The organism is Variovorax sp. V118, assembly GCF_041154445.1.
In the GTDB taxonomy this organism is placed as follows: Bacteria; Pseudomonadota; Gammaproteobacteria; order Burkholderiales; family Burkholderiaceae_C; genus Variovorax; species Variovorax boronicumulans.
This window is the reverse complement of sequence record NZ_AP028663.1, coordinates 2,543,049-2,559,554: the sequence shown is the minus strand read 5'-3', so window position 1 is coordinate 2,559,554 and position 16,506 is coordinate 2,543,049. Positions and strand designations below refer to the sequence as shown.

Sequence of the window (16,506 nt, the reverse complement as noted above, 5' to 3'; positions counted from 1 at the left end):
ATGCAGGGGAATGCTAGGAGCGGGCCGACGCAACGTCCAATGCATTGTTGGCTGCATTAGCATGAGTCCAATGCATTCATGAAAACGAGGTTTTCGCCATGACGCTGGTTCAACTGAGGCACCTGATTTCGCTGGCCCACACGGGCTCGTTCAGCCAGTCGGCGCAGGCGCTGCACCTGACGCAGCCCGCGCTCAGCCGCAGCGTGCGCGCGCTCGAGGACGAGCTGGGCATGCCGCTGTTCGACCGCATCGGCCGGCGCAACGAGCTCACGGTCTTCGGGCGCGAGGTGCTGGAGCGCGCGCGGCTCTTGGTGTCGGAGGCCGAGGCGCTGCGCGACCGCGGCCGGCAGATGCGCGAAGGCGAGGGCGGCACCGGCTGGGCTCGGGGCCGGGTGCGCTGCTGATGACGCCCTTTCTGCTGCACATGGCCACGCACCATCCGGCCGTGCGCACCGTGATCGCGCGCGGCAGCACCGACCTGTTGGCGCAGGCGCTGCGCGAGCGCAGCCTGGACGCGCTGGTGGTCGATGCGCGCGCGCTCAAGCCAGCGCCCGACCTGGTGCTGACCCACGTGTACGAGCTGCGCGGCGCCTTCCTGTGCCGCCGCGGCCATCCGCTCACGCGGCTGCGCAAGGGCGTGAGCTTCGAGGCGGTGCAACGCTACCCGATCGCCTCGACGCCGCTGAGCGACGAGGTGGCGCGCGGGTTGGTCGAAACCTACGGCCCGCAGGCGCATCCTGCCAACTGCGTGACCCTGCAGTGCGAGGAGCTGCCCAGCATCGCCGACGTGGTACGCCAGAGCGACACGGTGCTGCTCGCGGTGCACGAGTCGGCACCCGACCTGGTCGAATTGCGGATGGAGCCGCCGATGCGCGGCACGGCGCGCTTCGGGCTGGTGACGCTGCGCCAGCGCACCGAGGCGCCGGCGCTGGCGATTCTTCGGCGGCTGATGAAGGAACGGATGGCGGGAGCGTAGGGCGCCGTCTGCTCAGGACGCCGCCTGCGCCGACAGCGCAAGCTGGAGTTCGTCCAGCAGGTCCGCCACGCGCATGTGATCCGAAGCGGTTTCGGCGCGGGCGATGTCTTCCAAGGCCTCGGCGGGCGCTGCCACGGCCGCAGCGTCGACCATCAAGGCCGCGCCCCTGATCCGGTGCGCATGGTGTGCCGCACTCGCGGTGTCGCCCGCAGCGAACGCCCGACGCAACGCCGCAAGGTCTTCCGCCATGGCCTCGTGAAACTGCGGCGGCAAGGCCGTATCGGGGCGTTGCTGCGACGAGGGCGTCCCGCCCAGCCAGAGCTGCAGCATGCTCGACAGCTCGTCCAGCCGCAGCGGCTTCTTGAGCACGCCGTCCATCCCGCTTTCCATGCATTCGTCGAGGTGCGCCGAGTCGGTCGCGGCCGAGATCGCGATCACGGGCAGATGGCTGACGCCGGCCTCTCGCTCGCTCTCTCGGATGCGGCGCGTCGCTTCGTAGCCGCTCATCCCCGGCATGTGGCAGTCCATGAGCACCAGCGCAAAAGGATGCGGCGGCGCGAGCGCGGCCAGCGCCGCCGCGCCGTCGGCTTCGATCCGGGCGTCGTAGCCCAGCATGCGCAACTGCTCCGCGATGATGAACTGGTTGCCCGGATGGTCCTCCACGACCAGCACGGTGGCCGCAGGCCCGGAAGGCGGCTTGCCACGCGCCGCAGCGGTGTCCCTGGAAACCTCTTGTGCCGGCGCCACGAGCTTCACCGGCAGGGCGAACTCGACCGAGGTGCCCGCACCGAGGCGGCTGGTCAACCGGATCTCGCCGCCCATCAACTCGACCAGCTCCTTACAGATGGTCAGACCCAGCCCGGTGCCGCCGAAGCGCCGGGTGGTCGAGTTGTCGGCCTGCGAATAGGCATCGAAGAGGGTGGCCTGCTGCGAGGGCGCGATGCCGATGCCGGTGTCGTTCACCGTGACCGTCAGCAGGCCGTTCATGCCGCCATCGTCCAGAAGCTCCAGCGTCACGTCGATGCGCCCGCGCTCGGTGAACTTCACGGCATTGCCCAACAGGTTGAGCAGCACCTGCCGCAACCGCGTGGGGTCGATCAGCACCTGCCGGCCCGACGGGTTGTGCGTGCGCACCGCGATGACCAGCGGCTTGTCCTGCGCGTTCACGCGCGCCACATGCGCCACCTTCTGTGCCAGCGCGTCGACGTCGGTGGGCACCAGTTCCAGCGCGAGGCGCCGGGCGTCCAGCTTCGAGAGGTCGAGCACATCGTCCAGCAGCGACAGCAGGGCTTCGGCGGCCGCCGAGGCGGTGCGCGTGAAGCGCGTCTGGCGCGCATCCAGCGGCGTGTGCGCCAGCATCTCGATGGAGGCCAGCACCGCGTTCATGGGCGTGCGGATCTCGTGGCTCATGACCGCCAGGAAGTTCGACTTGGTGCGCTCGCTCTTCTGTGCGGCGCGCTGCGCCACGCGGGCGCGCCAGGCGAACCAGCCGAGCAGAACGACGCCGCCGAGCAGCAGCAACAGCTGCGGCAGGCGGTAGCGCACGATCGACAGCAGCGACGGCTCGCCGAAGTCGGTCTGCTCCAGCCACCGGTCGTTCATCTGGCCGGTCTCCGCCGCCGAGAGGCTGGCGAGCGACTTCTCCACGATGGAATGCAGCAGCGGCAGGTCGGCGCGAACACCCATCTGGGCCACGTACAGGAGATCGCCGATCGTGCCGGAGATGCTCAACTAGCGCGCATGCCTGCGGCGCATCATGGGCAAAAATACCGCGTCGGAGCCGATGGCGGCGTAGGCCTCGCCGGTGATCACCGCGTCGAGGCTTTCCATCGGCTCACTGGTGGGCAGCACGCGCACGCCGGGGTAGCGTTCGGCGAAGACATGGGCGTAGGTGCCTCCGCCGCGCACAGCCGCCACCTTGCCGTCCAGGTCCTTCATGTGCAGGACGAAGGGGGCGTCGGTGCGCGTGACGATGATCGTCTGCGCCACGAAGAAGGGATCGGTCAGGCGCAGCCTGGCGCCGACCTCGCGCGTGGTGCGGTCGGCGCTGGCGTTCGGGAACATGTCGACCTTGCCGTCGAGGAAGGCCTGCTGGGCTTCCTGCCAGTCATGCGTGGCGTGCAGCTCGAAGCGCAGGCCCGACTTGCGGGCGACCGCGTCGAGGTACTCCGCGATCAATCCCTTGTAGCGGCCATGCTCGATGGACTCCAGCGGGCTCAGCCGCGTGTCGGCGGCGTAGCGCACGACGGGGTTGGCCTTCATCCAGCGCTGTTCCTCGTCGGTGAAGAGGGGCTGCGCCTGCGCCCAGGCGGGGCCGGCGGGGAGGGCCATCGCGCCGCACATCGTCCACCGGGCCGCTCGCCCGAGAGCGCGCCAGGGATTCATGTCTTGTCCAGCTGGTGGCGGATCTTGAACAGCTCGTTGTCCGTGCGGATGCCCAGCTTGCGGAACGCCGCGTGTTTCTGCGTGCTGATGGTGTTCACGTTGCGGGAGAACTTCGCGGCGATCTGCGTGACCGACAGGCCTTCCAGGCAGCAGCGCAGCACCTCGCGCTCGCGCGGGGACAGCAGCGGGGTTCTTCGTGAGCGCCTCGGCGTCGGTGTGGGGCGACGCGGCCTCGGAAAGGGTGGCGATGTCCGCCGCCATGTCGGGATGCAGGTGGATGCGGCCCTTGCTCACCGTGCGCACGGCCGCCACGAGCTCGTCCAGTTCCTGGCTCTTGCCGACATAGCCGCGCGCGCCGGCCTTCAGCGCCAGTGCCACGGTGGCCGCGCTGTAGTGCGCGGAGATGACGATCGTCCGGCTGCGCGGATGCCGCACCTTCAGTGCCCGCAGGAGGTTGAGCCCGTCGATGTCCGAAGGCCCGAGCGAGAAATCCACGAGCACGACATCCGCCGCCACGGTGGCCAGGGCATCGAGCAGTTCGCGGCTGGTGGCATGGCTGCCGACCACCGACAGGTCGGGCTCGTCCGCCAATCTTGCGATCAGGCCATGCCGGACGACCGCGTGGTCGTCGAGCACCATCAGGCGCAGCGGCTGCGCGGCGAGGTGGTGTGCCATGAGGACCCTCCCAGTGGGCGGATCGTAGGCGGCTCGCCCCCACGTCGACACCATCACAACGAGGGGATGCGTGAGCGCATGCCGCGCGAGCCCGCGCCGCCCCGGGGTCGAATTTTCGAACGATCCCTAAGTCGACCTCCCGGTTTTTCGTTGTATTTCTATATCGGGAAAAGCACCCGAAAAGAACAATCCATCGGAAGAAAACACGCCGCCGCTCACACGCTTTTCGTGTGCACTTTCAAGGGCACTCGCTGCAAGAGGCGCAAGGCCCTTGCAACGCGAAACCCGACGCATCGGCGGTTGGATTGGGTTCGTTGCGGTGCAGTCCAACGCATCGTTTCGAGGCCATGGGTGGGTTTCAACGAATCCTTCGTTGAACCTTTTTTTTGAAGTTCTTGAGGAAATACCAGTGAAGAAAATTGCAACCCTTGCCGCTGTCACCTGCGCGGCTGCCGTGATGTTCGTGCCCGGCCAGGCGAGCGCCGAAAGCGCCGAGCTCCGGATCGCCGGCACCATCATTCCAGCCGCCTGCGCGCCCGTTTTCACGGGCGGCGGCGTGGTCGACTACGGCAACATTCCCTCCGGCTCGCTGAATCAGACGGCCCAGACCACGCTCGCGGACAAGTCGACCCAGCTGACGCTGACCTGCGATGCGCCTGTGCTGTTCGGCTTCAAGGTGATCGACGAACGCGCTGCGACGGCGGTCGCCGCGTTGGAAACCATCCCGGGGTACGCCACGAACGCGAAGTTCGGCCTGGGCGCTGTGGATGGCAAGAACATCGGCGCCTATTCGTTGCAGATCACGAAAGAGACGGCCGATCAAGGCAGCACCAAGCACATCAACAGCGTGGACGGCGGCGCCACCTGGTCGGACTTTGCTGGCGGCATGACTGGCGACGGCGGCACGCTCGTTGCGTTCGCCGCCAGTGCCACGGGAACGGTGCCAGGCGCCCACACCGCCATCACGGCCGACATCCGTGTGGTGACTGCCATCGACAAGGGCAGCAACCTGCCGCTGACCCAGCAGATCCCGCTGGATGGCCTGTCGACGTTCGAACTCGTCTACCTGTAAGCGGCGGCTGACGAACAGCCCGTCGATCCATTTCCATTCCTGTTGCCTCTGCCGTCAAGGGCAGCGTTTCGGGTTGGGGAGGATCTCAATGAATCCTTCGTTGAAACTTTTTTGAAATTCTTGAGGAAATACGTGTGAAGAGAATTGCAACCCTCGCCGCTATCGCTGGCGCGGCCGCCGTGGTGATCGCACCTGTCCCGGCGAGCGCCGAAAGCGCCGAACTGCGGATCACCGGCACCATCGTTCCGGCCGCTTGCACGCCCGCCTTTGCGGGCGGTGGCGTGGTCGACTACGGCACGATCCCCGCCAGCTCGCTGAACCCGACGGCCCAGACCACGCTCGCGGAAAAGTCGATCCAACTGACCATGACCTGCGATGCGCCTGTGCGGTTCGGCTTCAAGGTGATTGACGAACGCGCCGCGAGCGCGGTCACTTCGCTTGAAACGATCCAGGGGGCCACCCCGAACATGAAGTTCGGCTTGGGCACTTCGGATGGCAAGAACATCGGCGCATATTCATTGCAAGTTGTGCGTCAGAACGCCAATGGTGGAGGCTTCTCGCTTGCCCTTGAGAGCGGGGATGGCGGAGTCAGTTGGGGGTTCCTCAACCAAAGGGGCCTGTGGGGTGATGGGAGCAGACTGATTTCATTCAGCAACACCACGTCAAATACGCCGGGTGCCAACACGTCTGTCACGGCCGATATCCGTGTGACGACCGCCATCGACAAGAGCAGCAACCTGCCGTTGACCCACGCGATCCCGCTGGATGGCCTGTCGACCTTCGAACTCATCTACCTGTAAGCCGCTCGGCTGTATCGGGCGGACCTTCCGCCCGATACGGGGTTGTGCCGGGCAGGGCGCCTGGCGCAATCCTTTCCAGGACATCCCGTTCTCGAGCCCGCTGCGGCATTGAGCACCGGCCGGCATCGCGTCCGGACCGTTCGGGATCGACGCGGAGCCACCCCTGGGGCCACGGCTCGCGAACGGCCCGTCGGTCCCTCCCCATTTTTGATTCTTCTCGAAAGCGCCCCTTTCGAGACGGCGGACGCGCTCGTCCGACCACAGGAAAGAGAACCGTGAACTTCATTCCCGCCAGATTTGTTTTCGCACTGTCCGCCTCGACCGCATGGATCGTGGGCCTTGCCCCGCTGCCGCTGCATGCCGCGGGCATGCTGCCGGAGACCTCGGTCGTCATCGTCAACGAGAGCGATGGCGAAGCCAGCATCAACGTCAAGAACACGGACGCTAAGCCGGCGCTCATGTTCACGTCGCTGACGGGCATTCCCGGGGACGACGACACCCTGCTGATCGTGACGCCGCCGGTCGCCCGGGTCGAGCCGGGCGAAACGCAGCTCGTGCGTTTTCTTTTGCAAACCGGGCAACCTCTGAAGACCCAACGCCTGCGGCGCGTGATCTTCGAAGGCATCCCGCCGAAGAACACGGAGCCGGGCCTGCGCGTGACCATGAACGTGCGCCAGAACCTGCCGGTGCTGATCCACCCCAAGGGCCTGGCGAAGGACGACCAGCCGTGGAAGCGACTGAAGTGGTCGGTCGGGACCGGCACGCTGCGCGTCGTGAACGACAGCCCGTACGTGGTGCGCCTGGCCACCGCGGTCCAGTTGCTGCCGTCGGCCGCGACGGTCGACTTGCCGCGCCCCCACGTGCTTCCCGGCGAGACGGTAGAAGTGCCCCTGCCGGCCGCTGCGAAGGGGGCCGCCACGGTGCGGCTGGTGCCTGCGACGGTGTACGGCTTCACCGTGGCCAGCTACGACGTCAGGCTCGCGGCGCACTGACGATGGCTGCGCAGTCCTTCCGCGCTGCGGTTCCTGCTGCCGCCCGCCGGCCGCACGGTCGCGCCTTTCGCCGCATCCAGCGCCGTTCGCCGGTCGCCGCGGCCGCCATGGGCGGGCGAGCGAAAGGTGCTGCGGTCGGCCTGCCGGCGATGCTCTGCGTGCTGTTGGCCTCTCCGTCGGCCTTTGCGCTGGCCGGCGAGGAGCGCGCCGACGTCATCGAGCAGTTCATCAAGGAAAAGCAGGGCGCCGGTTTCGACCTGGATGTGCTCAGGCCGCGCGGCATCGACCCGAAGCTGGCGGACTACTTCCGGCACGAAGCCCGCTTTCGCGCCGGGACCAGCGTGGTGACGCTGTTCGTCAACGGCGAGCGGCGCGGGCTGGTGCCCGCCACCTTCGATGCGGACGGCCGCCTGTGTTTCGACGAGACGCTGCGCGACAAGGCCGGCCTCGTCGCAAGCCGCGGGGCGGACGACGCAGCTGCGGGCGCCACGGCCTGCGATGAATTCCAGCGCCAGTTCCCCAGCACGATCGTCGAGCTGCGCCCCGGCAGGGACGAGGTCCGGCTCATCGTGCCGACCGATGCGTTCCGGGCCCGCGAGCGCGCCGACACCTTCAGCAGCGGCGGCGTCGCCGGCCTGCTGAACTACGACCTGCTGACGATGGACAGCCGCCATGCCGGCGGCACCAGCAGCTTTCATTCGCTGAACACCGAGGCCGGCCTGAACGTCGGCGACTGGATCTTCCGAAGCCGCCAGAGCTACACCTCGAACAACGGCAAGGAGAAGCTGCAGCACCTGTATGCCTACGGCCAGAAGACGCTGACCGGCTTGGGCTCGACGGTGCAGGGCGGCCAGATCACCATCGCCAGCTCGATCTTCCCGGGCGATCCTGGGCGTGCAGATCGTCCCGGAAGAGGCCCTGCGCGCGGACGCACGCGACAACGGCGCCGTGGTCGAAGGCATCGCCCACACGCAGGCCCGCGTCGAGGTGCGGCAGAACCAGGCGCTGATCTACTCGACGGTCGTCCCGCCGGGACCGTTTTCGTTGACCGGCCTGCCGTTGCTCAGCGGCGCGAGCGACCTGGAAGTCACGGTCATCGAGGCCGACGGCTCGCGCCGGCCGTTCACCGTGCCCGCCGCCGCCCTGGGCGCGACCGCGCTTCGCACGACGGCGGGCTATTCGTTCGCGGTCGGCCGCTACCGCCCGTACGGCCACGGTGAGCGGCAAGACAAGCCCTGGGTGGCGACAGGCACCGGCACCTGGGCGCTGGACAAGCGCACGCACCTGACGGCGGGTGCCATGGCGGCCTCGCGCTACCAGGCCGCGGCATGGGCCGTGAACCGCATGGTGATGCCCGGCACGATGGCGGGGTTTCGACAGGCCGTGTCCAACGCCACAGGGGAGGGCATGCGCGGCACGCAGGTCAACGCGTCGGTGAGCAGCGTGATCTCGCCCGCCTTGTCGGCGTCGGTGAGCGCCACGCAACAGACCCGGGGCTTTCGCGATCTGGCGGACACGGTCAACCCGGACCTGTTCGACACCGCCTGGACGCGCCAGCGCTACAAGGGCCAGTACACGGGCTCGGTCGGCTGGACCCATGCGAGCCTTGGCGGCTTCCGGCTGGCCTATTCGACCTCCTCGAGCTTCGACGGACGCCACATCCAGCGCGTGATCGGCTCGTGGGTGAAGTCGTTCGCGCACGCCACGGTGTCGCTCAACGTGGAACGCAGCACGGGTGACCTCGGGCGCTTCGACAACCGGCATGCAGCCTATGTCACCGTAAGCATTCCGCTGGGCTCGAAGACGGTCAAGACGTACGTCAACCGCTACGACGACCGGACCCGCGCCGGCGTCACGCTCAACGAGCGCATCAACGACACCACGAGCTACCAGGTCTCGGCCGAGCGGGACAGCCGCGACGGGCGCAATGACTTCGCGGGGCGCCTGAGCCTGCTGCCGCGCTACACGCAAGCCAACCTGGGCTTCTCGCGCAACGGCGCGAGCACCACCTACAGCGGGCAGCTGCAGGGCGGCATCGTCGCTCACAAGGACGGCGTCACGTTCTCGCCGTACCCCGTGCAGGACACCTTCGGCATCGTCTCGGTGGGGGGCGTGTCCGGCGTCCGCATCGGCACGCCGCAAGGCCCGGTGTGGACCGACGCGTGGGGACGCGCGGTGGCCCCGCAGCTGTTCCCGTACCACACGAGCCGGCTGGAGATCGCGACCCGGTCGCTGCCTCGCAACGTCGACCTGGTGAACGGCTACCAGGAGCTCGACGCGGGCCGCGGGTCGGTGAACCACATCCGCTTCGGCGTGGTCAACGCCCGCCGGGTGCTGCTGAAAGCCGTCGGTCCCGCGGGGCAAGCGCTCGAGAAGGGCGGGGCGGTGGTCGACGGCGACAACCAGTACGTCACCTCGGTGGTCGACGGCGGGCAGGTCTTTCTGCCCGACGTGCGAGACGGCGCGGACCTGCGGGTCACGCTGTCGAACGGGGACAGCTGCAGGCTCGCGTTTTCGCTGCCGGAAAAGCCAGACGCCTCCGCCTACTTTGAATCGGCCAATGCCACCTGCACGGCCATGGAAGCACACGAATGATCACGATGAAAAACCTGCGCCGGGAAAGCGCATTGTTCAGCATCGCGCTTGCCGCGCTTTTCGCCATGGCAGGAACGCCGGCGCATGCACAAGCCTCGGCACGCTGCGACACGCAACTGAGCGAGTCGCTCGTCGACTACGGACGAATGACCCGCGCACAGCTGCTGGAACGCCAGCCCGACCCCGCCCGCGCCTCGCTGGGCAAGCGCCTCGTGACGCTCACGGCGGTGTGCGCCGAACGCACGGCGATGGCGCTGTCGTTCCAGGGCGCGGCAGCGGACGACACGGGGTTCCGGTTTGCCGGGAACGGCCGCTTCACCCTGCGGATCGTGCAGGCGCAGCTCGACGGCAAGCCGGTTCGCCTGGCCGGATCGCACGCGGACGCCACGAACTCGGCCCCTTCATCGCTCCTTCGGCCCGGCGACCGGATGTCGCCCATGGACGGCGCGGGCCTGGCCCAGGGGCAGCGCCTGACGGTGCAGCTCGAGATCGAGCCCTTCGTGGGGGCCGCCGCCACGCGCGTCGCGGCCGAAAGCACCTGGGAAGGCGCGGGGCGTTTCGAAGTTCTGAGCCGTTAGCCCGTCATCCGGCGCACAGGCCACCCATTCGGTTCGCCCACAAGGCGATTCGACATCCGATCCATCCATCCACCTCTGGAGTGATCCTTGAAGCAGAGTCATTGCACTGTCCACACCGCCATCCCCTCCACGCTGCGGCTGCCCATCACGTGGGGCGAGACCACGTGCGCCACCATTGCGGTGATCGACCCGGAACTGCGGCCTCGACAGCAGATGGGGCGGGCCATCCGCAGGCTCGGCCATTGGCCGCTGGTCTTCACCAGCGCACTGGAGTTGATGCAGGCGTGCCGCTACCTCCACCTTCGCTTCGACGCCGTGGTCGTGGCCTGCCCGGTGGACGCCGGCGCCGCGGGCGCACTGATCGCCCAGGTGCGGGAACAGGTGGGCCCGGAGTGCCCCCTGGTCCTGAGCGGCGGCAAGCGCGGTCTGCGCGAGCTGGCGGTCCTGCATGCGCGCGAATCCGACCACGTGGAGGTGACACCGTCTTCGTTCGAAGAGGCGTACCTGCTGATGCGGTGCTTCCTGCAGTGGCACCGGGCACGGGTGGCGGGCCAGTTCGTCGAATGGGGTGCGTTCCGCTTCGACCTGTCCGCGGACAGCGCGCAGGTGGCCGGCATCCGGGTCGAATTGACGCCCAATGAGTTCGACCTGGCCATCGTGCTGTTCAGGAACGTCGACCAGGTCCTGACCCACCACGCGCTGCGCGCGCTGGTGTGGGACAGCGGCCATCGCTGCGGCTCCGGGGTGCTTTCCACGAACGTGTGCGGCCTGCGCCGCAAGCTCGGCCTGGGCGCCGGACGCCACGGGCTGGAACTGCAGGCCGTTCCGGGGCAGGGCTACCGGTTGAGCACCACGGCCAGCGCGCCGGAAGAGAACAGGCGCCGGCAGCGGGAACCCGTCCGAAGGGCAGGGGAGCGCGCGTGGGGGAGCGGGGCCGCTGCGCCGGGTTCGGCCGCCTGAGCGAAAGGCAATCAGCCTAGGCGCTCGCGGGTGCGGCGACTTCCGCCGCATCGGGCCGCGCCAACCCCGACGCCACCGCCGCCAGGATGCCGCGCAGCCAGCGGTGCGCCGGCTCGTGCTGCGAGCGGTCGTGCCACAGCTGGTAGAAGCGCATGCGCGGAAAGCCCTGCGGCGCGGGCACCGCCACCAGCGGCAGCGTGTGCACGAACTGCATCGCGAAATGGCGCGCGGTGGTGAAGACCAGGTCGGTGCCCACCAGCAGGTGCGGCGCCACGGTGAAGTAGGGCACGGCGATGCAGGCCTCGCGCGTCTGGCGCAAGGTGGCCAGGTGCGTCTCGACCACGCCGCGCTGCGACGCCGCATACGGCGTGGGCACCACGTGGCGCGCCGCGATGTAGCGCTCCATCGTCATGGCGCCCTTGGCGGCCAGCGGGTTGTTCTTGCCCATGAGGCACATCAGGTCGTCTTCGAGCAGCAGCGACAGGTGCAGCCGGTCGGGCGGCTGCGGCCAGTTGCCGATGACGATGTCGAGCTCGCCCTGCGCCAGCGCGCGCTCGTAGTCGTAGGTGACGCTCAGCGGGTGCACCACCAGCCGCGCGTGTGGCGCCTCGGCGCGGAACCGCGTGGTCACGTCGGCCAGGAAGCTCATCGCCAGGTAGTCGGGCAGCGCGAGGTGGAAGGTCATCGCGCTCGAAGCAGGCTCGAACTGCTCGGGGCCCGAGAGCATGCGGTCGATTTCGAGCAGCGCGCCGCGCGCGCGGTCGCGCAGCTGCAGCGCCCGCTCGGTCGGCACCATGCCGCTGCGCTCGCGCACCAGGATGGGGTCGGCGAACACCTCGCGCAGCCGGCGCAGGGCGGTGCTGATGGCGGGCTGGGTCTGGTTCATGCGCACCGCCACCCGGGAGACGCTGCGTTCGGCCACCAGGGCGACCAGCACGCGCAGCAGGTAGGTGTCGACGGGAGCGTGGGAGCGTGACATGGCGGCAGGGCGGAAAAAAATGCCTCTGGGGGCGTTGCCGGCGGCAGCACCATCATTGCAAACCGTTATGTCGCACATTCTAGAGAGCGTGATCCAGGGCCGCGATATCTGCCTACAGTTCGCCACCAGCGGGAACGGCAGCCGCAAGCGGACCCACAGAAGGTCCCAGGCGGCGCGTCCCGTCCACACCTAGAAATGGAGACAACCATGAGCATGGACGCCACGATGGCGCCAGTCCGGGAACACACCGCCACGGCGGAACTGGACGGCATCTACCGCAAGATCATCTTCCGCCTGATTCCCTTCCTGATGCTGCTGTGGGTGCTGGCCTGGATCGACCGGGTCAACATCGGCTTCATCAAGCTGACGATGCTGGACGACCTGAAGTGGAGCGAGGCGGCCTACGGGCTGGGCGCGGGGATCTTCTTCCTGGGCTACTTCTTCTTCGAGGTGCCCAGCAACCTGCTGCTGCAGAAGATCGGCGCCAAGAAGACCATCATGCGCATCACGATCGGCTGGGGCCTGACTTCGATCGCCACGATGTTCGTGAAGAGCACCGAGATGTTCTACCTGCTGCGCTTCTTGCTGGGCGTGTTCGAGGCGGGCTTCTATCCCGGCATCATCCTGTACCTGACCTACTGGTTCCCCGACAGCCGGCGCGCCAAGGCCTTCGGCATGTTCATGTCGGCCTCGGCCTTCGCGGGCGTGATCGGCGGGCCGCTGGCCGGCACCATCATGAACAACATGCATGGCGTGAACGGCTGGGCCGGCTGGCAGTGGGTGCTGCTGCTCGAGGGCATTCCCTCGGTGCTGGCCGGCATCGCCACCTACTTCTACCTGACCGACCGCCCCGAGCAGGCCCACTGGCTCACGGCGCGTGAACGCCAGCTGGTGCACGACGACCTGGAGCGCGACCGCAAGACGCTGGGCCACCGCGAGCACAGCATGCTGGCCTCGCTGAAAAACGGCAAGTTCTGGCTGCTGATCCTGATCTTCTTCTGCATCATCGCGGCGAACTCGTCGCTCACCTTCTACGGCCCGACGCTGGTGAAGGAAGTCGGCTTCACCAACCCGCTGACCGTGGGCTGGATCATGGCCGGCGCCTACCTGTGCGGCGCGGCCGGCATGATCTGGAACGGCTTCCACTCCGACCGCCACCAGGAGTCGCGCTACCACTGCGCGCTGGCCGCGGCGCTGGGGTCGGGTGCGTTGCTGGTGGTGGCGCTGTTCCTGCGCCAGAGCCCGGCCCTGGTGCTGGCGGGTCTCACGCTGGCCATCGTCGGCACCATGAGCGCGATCCCCGTGTTCTGGCAGATGCCCAACCGCTTCTTGGCCGGCACCGCGGCCGCCGGCGGCGTGGCGCTGATCAATTCGATCGCCAACCTCGCGGGCTTCGGCGCGCCGTGGATGCTGGGCCTCATCAAGACCGCCACCGGCAGCCTGGCGCCGGGCCTGTATGTGGTCGCGGCGGTCGAGATCTGCGCCACCGTGCTGATCCTGCTGTTCGTGCCGCGCCTGCACAAGACGCCCGCGCGCTGACTCCTTCCACCCCTTCGTCCGACTGTCTGAATACAAAGGAGATGCTCTCCATGCCTTCCCACGCCCATCGTTTCGATCTCCAGGCGCTCAACGCCATGGACTGCGACGCGTTTGTCGCCGCACTCGGGCCGACTTTCGAGAACTCGCCCTGGGTCGCACGCTCGGCCTGGTCGCTGCGGCCCTTCGCCACCATCGACGCGCTGCACGAAGCCATGCTCGACGTGGTGCGCCGCGCACCCGACGCCCAGCAGCTGGCCTTCCTGTGCGGCCACCCCGAGCTGGCGGGCCGCGAAGCCCAGGCCGGCACGATGACCGCCGAGTCGGTCGGCGAGCAGGGCAGTGCGGGCCTGAATGCGCTGAGCCGCGAAGAGATGGCCGAGATCCAGCGGCTGAACCGCGTGTACCGCGAGCGGCACGGCTTTCCTTTCATCATCGCGGTGCGGCGCAGCACCAAGGGCCAGATCTTCGAGGCGCTGCGCAGCCGCACCGCCGAGTCCACCGAAGCCGAGCGCCGCGCAGCGCTGACGCAGATCGGCCTCATCACCCGCGGGCGCATCGACACGCTGCTGGGTGCGTCCACCTCCCAAGGAGCGGTCCATGCCTGAGAAAGAAATTTCCCTGCCCGCACGCCGTCGCTTCGCGCTGTCGGGCCTCGCGCTCGGCGCCGCGGCCCTGGCGCCTCACGGAGCTGTTGCACAGACGGCCGCACCCGCCGGCCCGGCCCAGGCCAGCGGCCCCATCGTGCTGCACGGCGTGAGCCCGCGTCTGACCGTGCATGCGCTCGACACCTTCCACGGCGCTGCGGCGACCGGCCTGCGCATCGACTTCTCGGTGCGCGAGGGCGACGGCTTCAAGCTGCTGCGCACCGTGACCATGAACGGCAACGGCCGCTCCGACGAGCCGCTCTTGATCGGCGACAGCTACCGCGCCGGCGACTACGAGCTGCTGCTGCACGTGGACGAGTACTTTGCGCGCAAGCAGTCGCGCCTGCCTACGCCGCCGTTCCTGTCGAAGCTGCCGGTGCGCATCCGCGTGGCCAACGTGGCCGAGCGCATCCACCTGCCGATCCAGTTCGGCCCGTGGAGCTACACCTACTCGCGCGGCAGCTGACCAAGCAGGCCCCGTTCGTTCCCTTCGTCCGCAAGGAGTTTTGTTCTCATGACCGGCATCACCACCCACGTGCTCGACATCACCACCGGCCGCCCGCTCGTCGGGCTGAAGGTCGACCTCTACGACGTGGCGACCACGCCGCCGACGCGCCTGAACAGCACGCGCACCAATGCCGACGGCCGCACCGACGCGCCCATGCTGGCCGCCGCTTCGGCACGCACCGGGCAGTTCGAGCTGCAGTTCCACGTCGGGGACCACTTCAAGGCGGTCGATGCGCTGTCCGACGTGGTGCCCGTGCGCTTCGCCATTGCCGACGCCGCGCAGCACTACCACGTGCCGATGCTGTGCGCCCCCTGGTTTTTTTCCACCTATCGCGGCAGCTGACCGCGGGAGCTTTTCCTGAATGACCACATCCCATGACCCCCACGCAGGCGCGTACCTGCTCGACTCCATCCGCCTTGCCATGGGCAACATCCGCGAACGCAAGACCTGGCCCTTCGGCGCCGTGATCGCGCGCGACGGCAAGGTGATTGCCACCGCCGTCAACGAGGTGGACGCTCTGTGCGACCCCTCGGCCCACGCCGAGATGCAGGCCGTGCGCGCCGCCGCCAAGGCCCTGAAGAGCACCGACCTGTCGGGCTGCACCGTGTACGCCAGCGGCTACCCGTGCTCGATGTGCCTGACGGCGATGTACCTGTCGGGCGTGAAGGAGGTGTTCTACGCTTACTCGAACGAGGACGGCGAACCCTTCGACCTGTCGGCCGCGCGCGGCTACGTCGAGATCGCCCGGCCGGTAGAGCAGCGCGAGATGAAGCTGCATTCGCTGCCGGTGCGCGACGAAAGCGACGAAGACCTGTACGAGGCCTGGAGCAAGGTGACGCAGCAGGCGGGCTGAGCCGCAAGAAAGCCCCGCACCGCCCCCGACGCTAGGGGCGGGCGGCCAGCTTCCCGGCCGACATCCGCAGCTCGTCGAGGAAGCGCCGCGCGGCAATCGACAGCGTCGACTTCTGCCGCCGGATCACGTGGATGCGGTGCACCGTGGCGCCGATGTCGGCGATGGCGCAGGCCTTGAGCCCCCATTCCTGCGCGATGCGGGCCGCGTAGCCGGGCAGCACGACCACTCCCGCACCCGCACGCACCAGCCCGAGCGCGGCGGTGAGCGTGCCGACCTCGATCGCGCTGGGCAGCGCGATGCCCTGGCGCGCCACGATGTCGTCGATGGTGCGCCGCACCGTGTACACGTTGCGCAGGCTGATGTGCTCCCAGCGGGCGAGCGCCTTCCACGGCACCTTCTTCCTGGCGGCCATCGGGTGGTCCGCGCGAACCACGGCAAACATCGAATCCTCGAACGCGACCTGCGTGTCGGCGCCGGCAATCTCGTGGTCGATCGCGCCGAGGCCGAAGTCGACCCGGCCGGCGAGGACGCTCGCGACGGTCTCGTCGGTCGAGAGCTCGTGCAGGTCGAACTGCACGCCGGGGTAGCGCCTGCGGTAGTCGGCGATCAGCGGGGCCAGGAGGCCGTAGACCATCATGGGCGAGGCGGCGATGCCGACGCGCCCGCGCTGCAGGTCGGCGAGTTCGGCCACGCTGCGCGCCGCCGAGCGCATGGTCGCGATGATCTCCACCGCGAAGGGATGGAACTCCACGGCCTGCGCATTGGGCTGCACGCGCCGCGTGGTGCGGTCGAACAGCGCGAACCCCAGCTGCGTCTCGAGTTCGGCGACCACCTTGCTCACGGCCGACTGCGTCATGTGGCGCTGGGTGGCGGCCGCGGTGAAGCTGCGCGTGTCGAACAGCGCCAGGAAAACCTCGAGCTGCCGGATGGTGATATTCATTCCAAAGAGG

Annotated in this window: 15 protein-coding genes and 4 pseudogenes; 13 read left to right on the top strand and 6 right to left on the bottom strand. The window is 68.3% G+C overall.

Going from position 1 to position 16,506, the window contains the following annotated elements; all coding sequences use genetic code 11:
• The first annotated feature begins 98 nt into the window (after positions 1-98).
• Positions 99-976, top strand: a pseudogene (locus tag ACAM52_RS11780) (LysR family transcriptional regulator).
• Positions 977-988: 12 nt separating this feature from the next.
• Here ACAM52_RS11780 and ACAM52_RS11775 read toward each other — a convergent pair.
• From ACAM52_RS11775 to ACAM52_RS11760, 4 genes and pseudogenes are all read right to left on the bottom strand, one after another.
• Positions 989-2,707, bottom strand: a complete 1,719-nt coding sequence (locus ACAM52_RS11775; RefSeq protein WP_369647107.1) for an ATP-binding protein — start codon at positions 2,705-2,707, stop codon at positions 989-991.
• A pseudogene (locus tag ACAM52_RS11770) lies at positions 2,708-3,157 on the bottom strand (transporter substrate-binding domain-containing protein); the annotation flags it as partial.
• A gap of 200 nt (positions 3,158-3,357) precedes the next feature.
• Positions 3,358-3,522 (bottom strand): LuxR C-terminal-related transcriptional regulator, encoded by a 165-nt coding sequence (locus ACAM52_RS11765; protein ID WP_369647725.1) that lies wholly within the window; start codon positions 3,520-3,522, stop codon positions 3,358-3,360.
• 196 nt (positions 3,523-3,718) lie between these two features.
• Positions 3,719-4,000, bottom strand: a pseudogene (locus tag ACAM52_RS11760) (response regulator transcription factor); the annotation flags it as partial.
• A 307-nt stretch (positions 4,001-4,307) separates the two neighbouring features.
• Between ACAM52_RS11760 and ACAM52_RS11755 the strand changes: the two are divergent.
• The 7 genes and pseudogenes from ACAM52_RS11755 to ACAM52_RS11725 all read left to right on the top strand — a co-directional run bounded on the left by ACAM52_RS11755 (position 4,308) and on the right by ACAM52_RS11725 (position 11,033).
• Positions 4,308-5,108 carry a DUF1120 domain-containing protein gene (locus ACAM52_RS11755; RefSeq protein ID WP_369647106.1) on the top strand — a complete coding sequence of 267 codons (801 nt, stop codon included), beginning with the start codon at positions 4,308-4,310 and terminating at the stop codon, positions 5,106-5,108.
• Positions 5,109-5,242: 134 nt separating this feature from the next.
• On the top strand, positions 5,243-5,908 hold the full coding sequence (locus ACAM52_RS11750) for a DUF1120 domain-containing protein (protein WP_369647105.1): 666 nt from the start codon (positions 5,243-5,245) through the stop codon (positions 5,906-5,908).
• A gap of 275 nt (positions 5,909-6,183) precedes the next feature.
• Positions 6,184-6,900 (top strand): fimbria/pilus chaperone family protein, encoded by a 717-nt coding sequence (locus ACAM52_RS11745; protein WP_354346973.1) that lies wholly within the window; start codon positions 6,184-6,186, stop codon positions 6,898-6,900.
• 2 nt (positions 6,901-6,902) lie between these two features.
• A pseudogene (locus ACAM52_RS11740) lies at positions 6,903-7,721 on the top strand (FimD/PapC N-terminal domain-containing protein); the annotation flags it as partial.
• A 73-nt stretch (positions 7,722-7,794) separates the two neighbouring features.
• Positions 7,795-9,495, top strand: coding sequence for a fimbria/pilus outer membrane usher protein (locus tag ACAM52_RS11735; protein ID WP_369647104.1), 1,701 nt, complete (start codon positions 7,795-7,797; stop codon positions 9,493-9,495).
• Positions 9,492-10,073 (top strand): hypothetical protein, encoded by a 582-nt coding sequence (locus ACAM52_RS11730; RefSeq protein ID WP_369647103.1) that lies wholly within the window; start codon positions 9,492-9,494, stop codon positions 10,071-10,073. Before ACAM52_RS11735 ends, ACAM52_RS11730 begins: the two co-directional genes overlap by 4 nt.
• Before the next feature lie 87 nt (positions 10,074-10,160).
• Positions 10,161-11,033, top strand: coding sequence for a winged-helix domain-containing protein (locus ACAM52_RS11725; RefSeq protein ID WP_369647102.1), 873 nt, complete (start codon positions 10,161-10,163; stop codon positions 11,031-11,033).
• A 16-nt stretch (positions 11,034-11,049) separates the two neighbouring features.
• Here the strand turns inward: ACAM52_RS11725 and ACAM52_RS11720 are convergent, their stop codons facing one another.
• Positions 11,050-12,012 carry a LysR family transcriptional regulator gene (locus ACAM52_RS11720; protein WP_139705975.1) on the bottom strand — a complete coding sequence of 321 codons (963 nt, stop codon included), beginning with the start codon at positions 12,010-12,012 and terminating at the stop codon, positions 11,050-11,052.
• Positions 12,013-12,225: 213 nt separating this feature from the next.
• Here ACAM52_RS11720 and ACAM52_RS11715 point away from each other — a divergent pair, with 213 nt between their 5' ends.
• Genes ACAM52_RS11715 through ACAM52_RS11695 form a run of 5 tightly spaced genes read left to right on the top strand, consistent with a single transcriptional unit; the run spans position 12,226 to position 15,556 of the window.
• Complete coding sequence (locus ACAM52_RS11715) at positions 12,226-13,551, top strand: MFS transporter (protein WP_369647724.1); 1,326 nt, start codon at positions 12,226-12,228, stop codon at positions 13,549-13,551.
• A 50-nt stretch (positions 13,552-13,601) separates the two neighbouring features.
• On the top strand, positions 13,602-14,156 hold the full coding sequence (uraD, locus tag ACAM52_RS11710; protein WP_369647101.1) for a 2-oxo-4-hydroxy-4-carboxy-5-ureidoimidazoline decarboxylase: 555 nt from the start codon (positions 13,602-13,604) through the stop codon (positions 14,154-14,156).
• Entirely contained in the window at positions 14,149-14,661 is a 513-nt protein-coding gene (locus ACAM52_RS11705) for a hydroxyisourate hydrolase (RefSeq protein ID WP_354346966.1), read from the top strand. Before uraD ends, ACAM52_RS11705 begins: the two co-directional genes overlap by 8 nt.
• 48 nt (positions 14,662-14,709) lie before the next feature.
• Entirely contained in the window at positions 14,710-15,045 is a 336-nt protein-coding gene (gene uraH, locus ACAM52_RS11700) for a hydroxyisourate hydrolase (protein WP_369647100.1), read from the top strand.
• A gap of 19 nt (positions 15,046-15,064) precedes the next feature.
• Positions 15,065-15,556 carry a nucleoside deaminase gene (locus ACAM52_RS11695; RefSeq protein WP_369647099.1) on the top strand — a complete coding sequence of 164 codons (492 nt, stop codon included), beginning with the start codon at positions 15,065-15,067 and terminating at the stop codon, positions 15,554-15,556.
• A gap of 31 nt (positions 15,557-15,587) precedes the next feature.
• Here ACAM52_RS11695 and ACAM52_RS11690 read toward each other — a convergent pair whose 3' ends face one another.
• Entirely contained in the window at positions 15,588-16,496 is a 909-nt protein-coding gene (locus tag ACAM52_RS11690) for a LysR family transcriptional regulator (RefSeq protein ID WP_369647098.1), read from the bottom strand.
• Between the last annotated feature and the right edge of the window lie 10 nt (positions 16,497-16,506).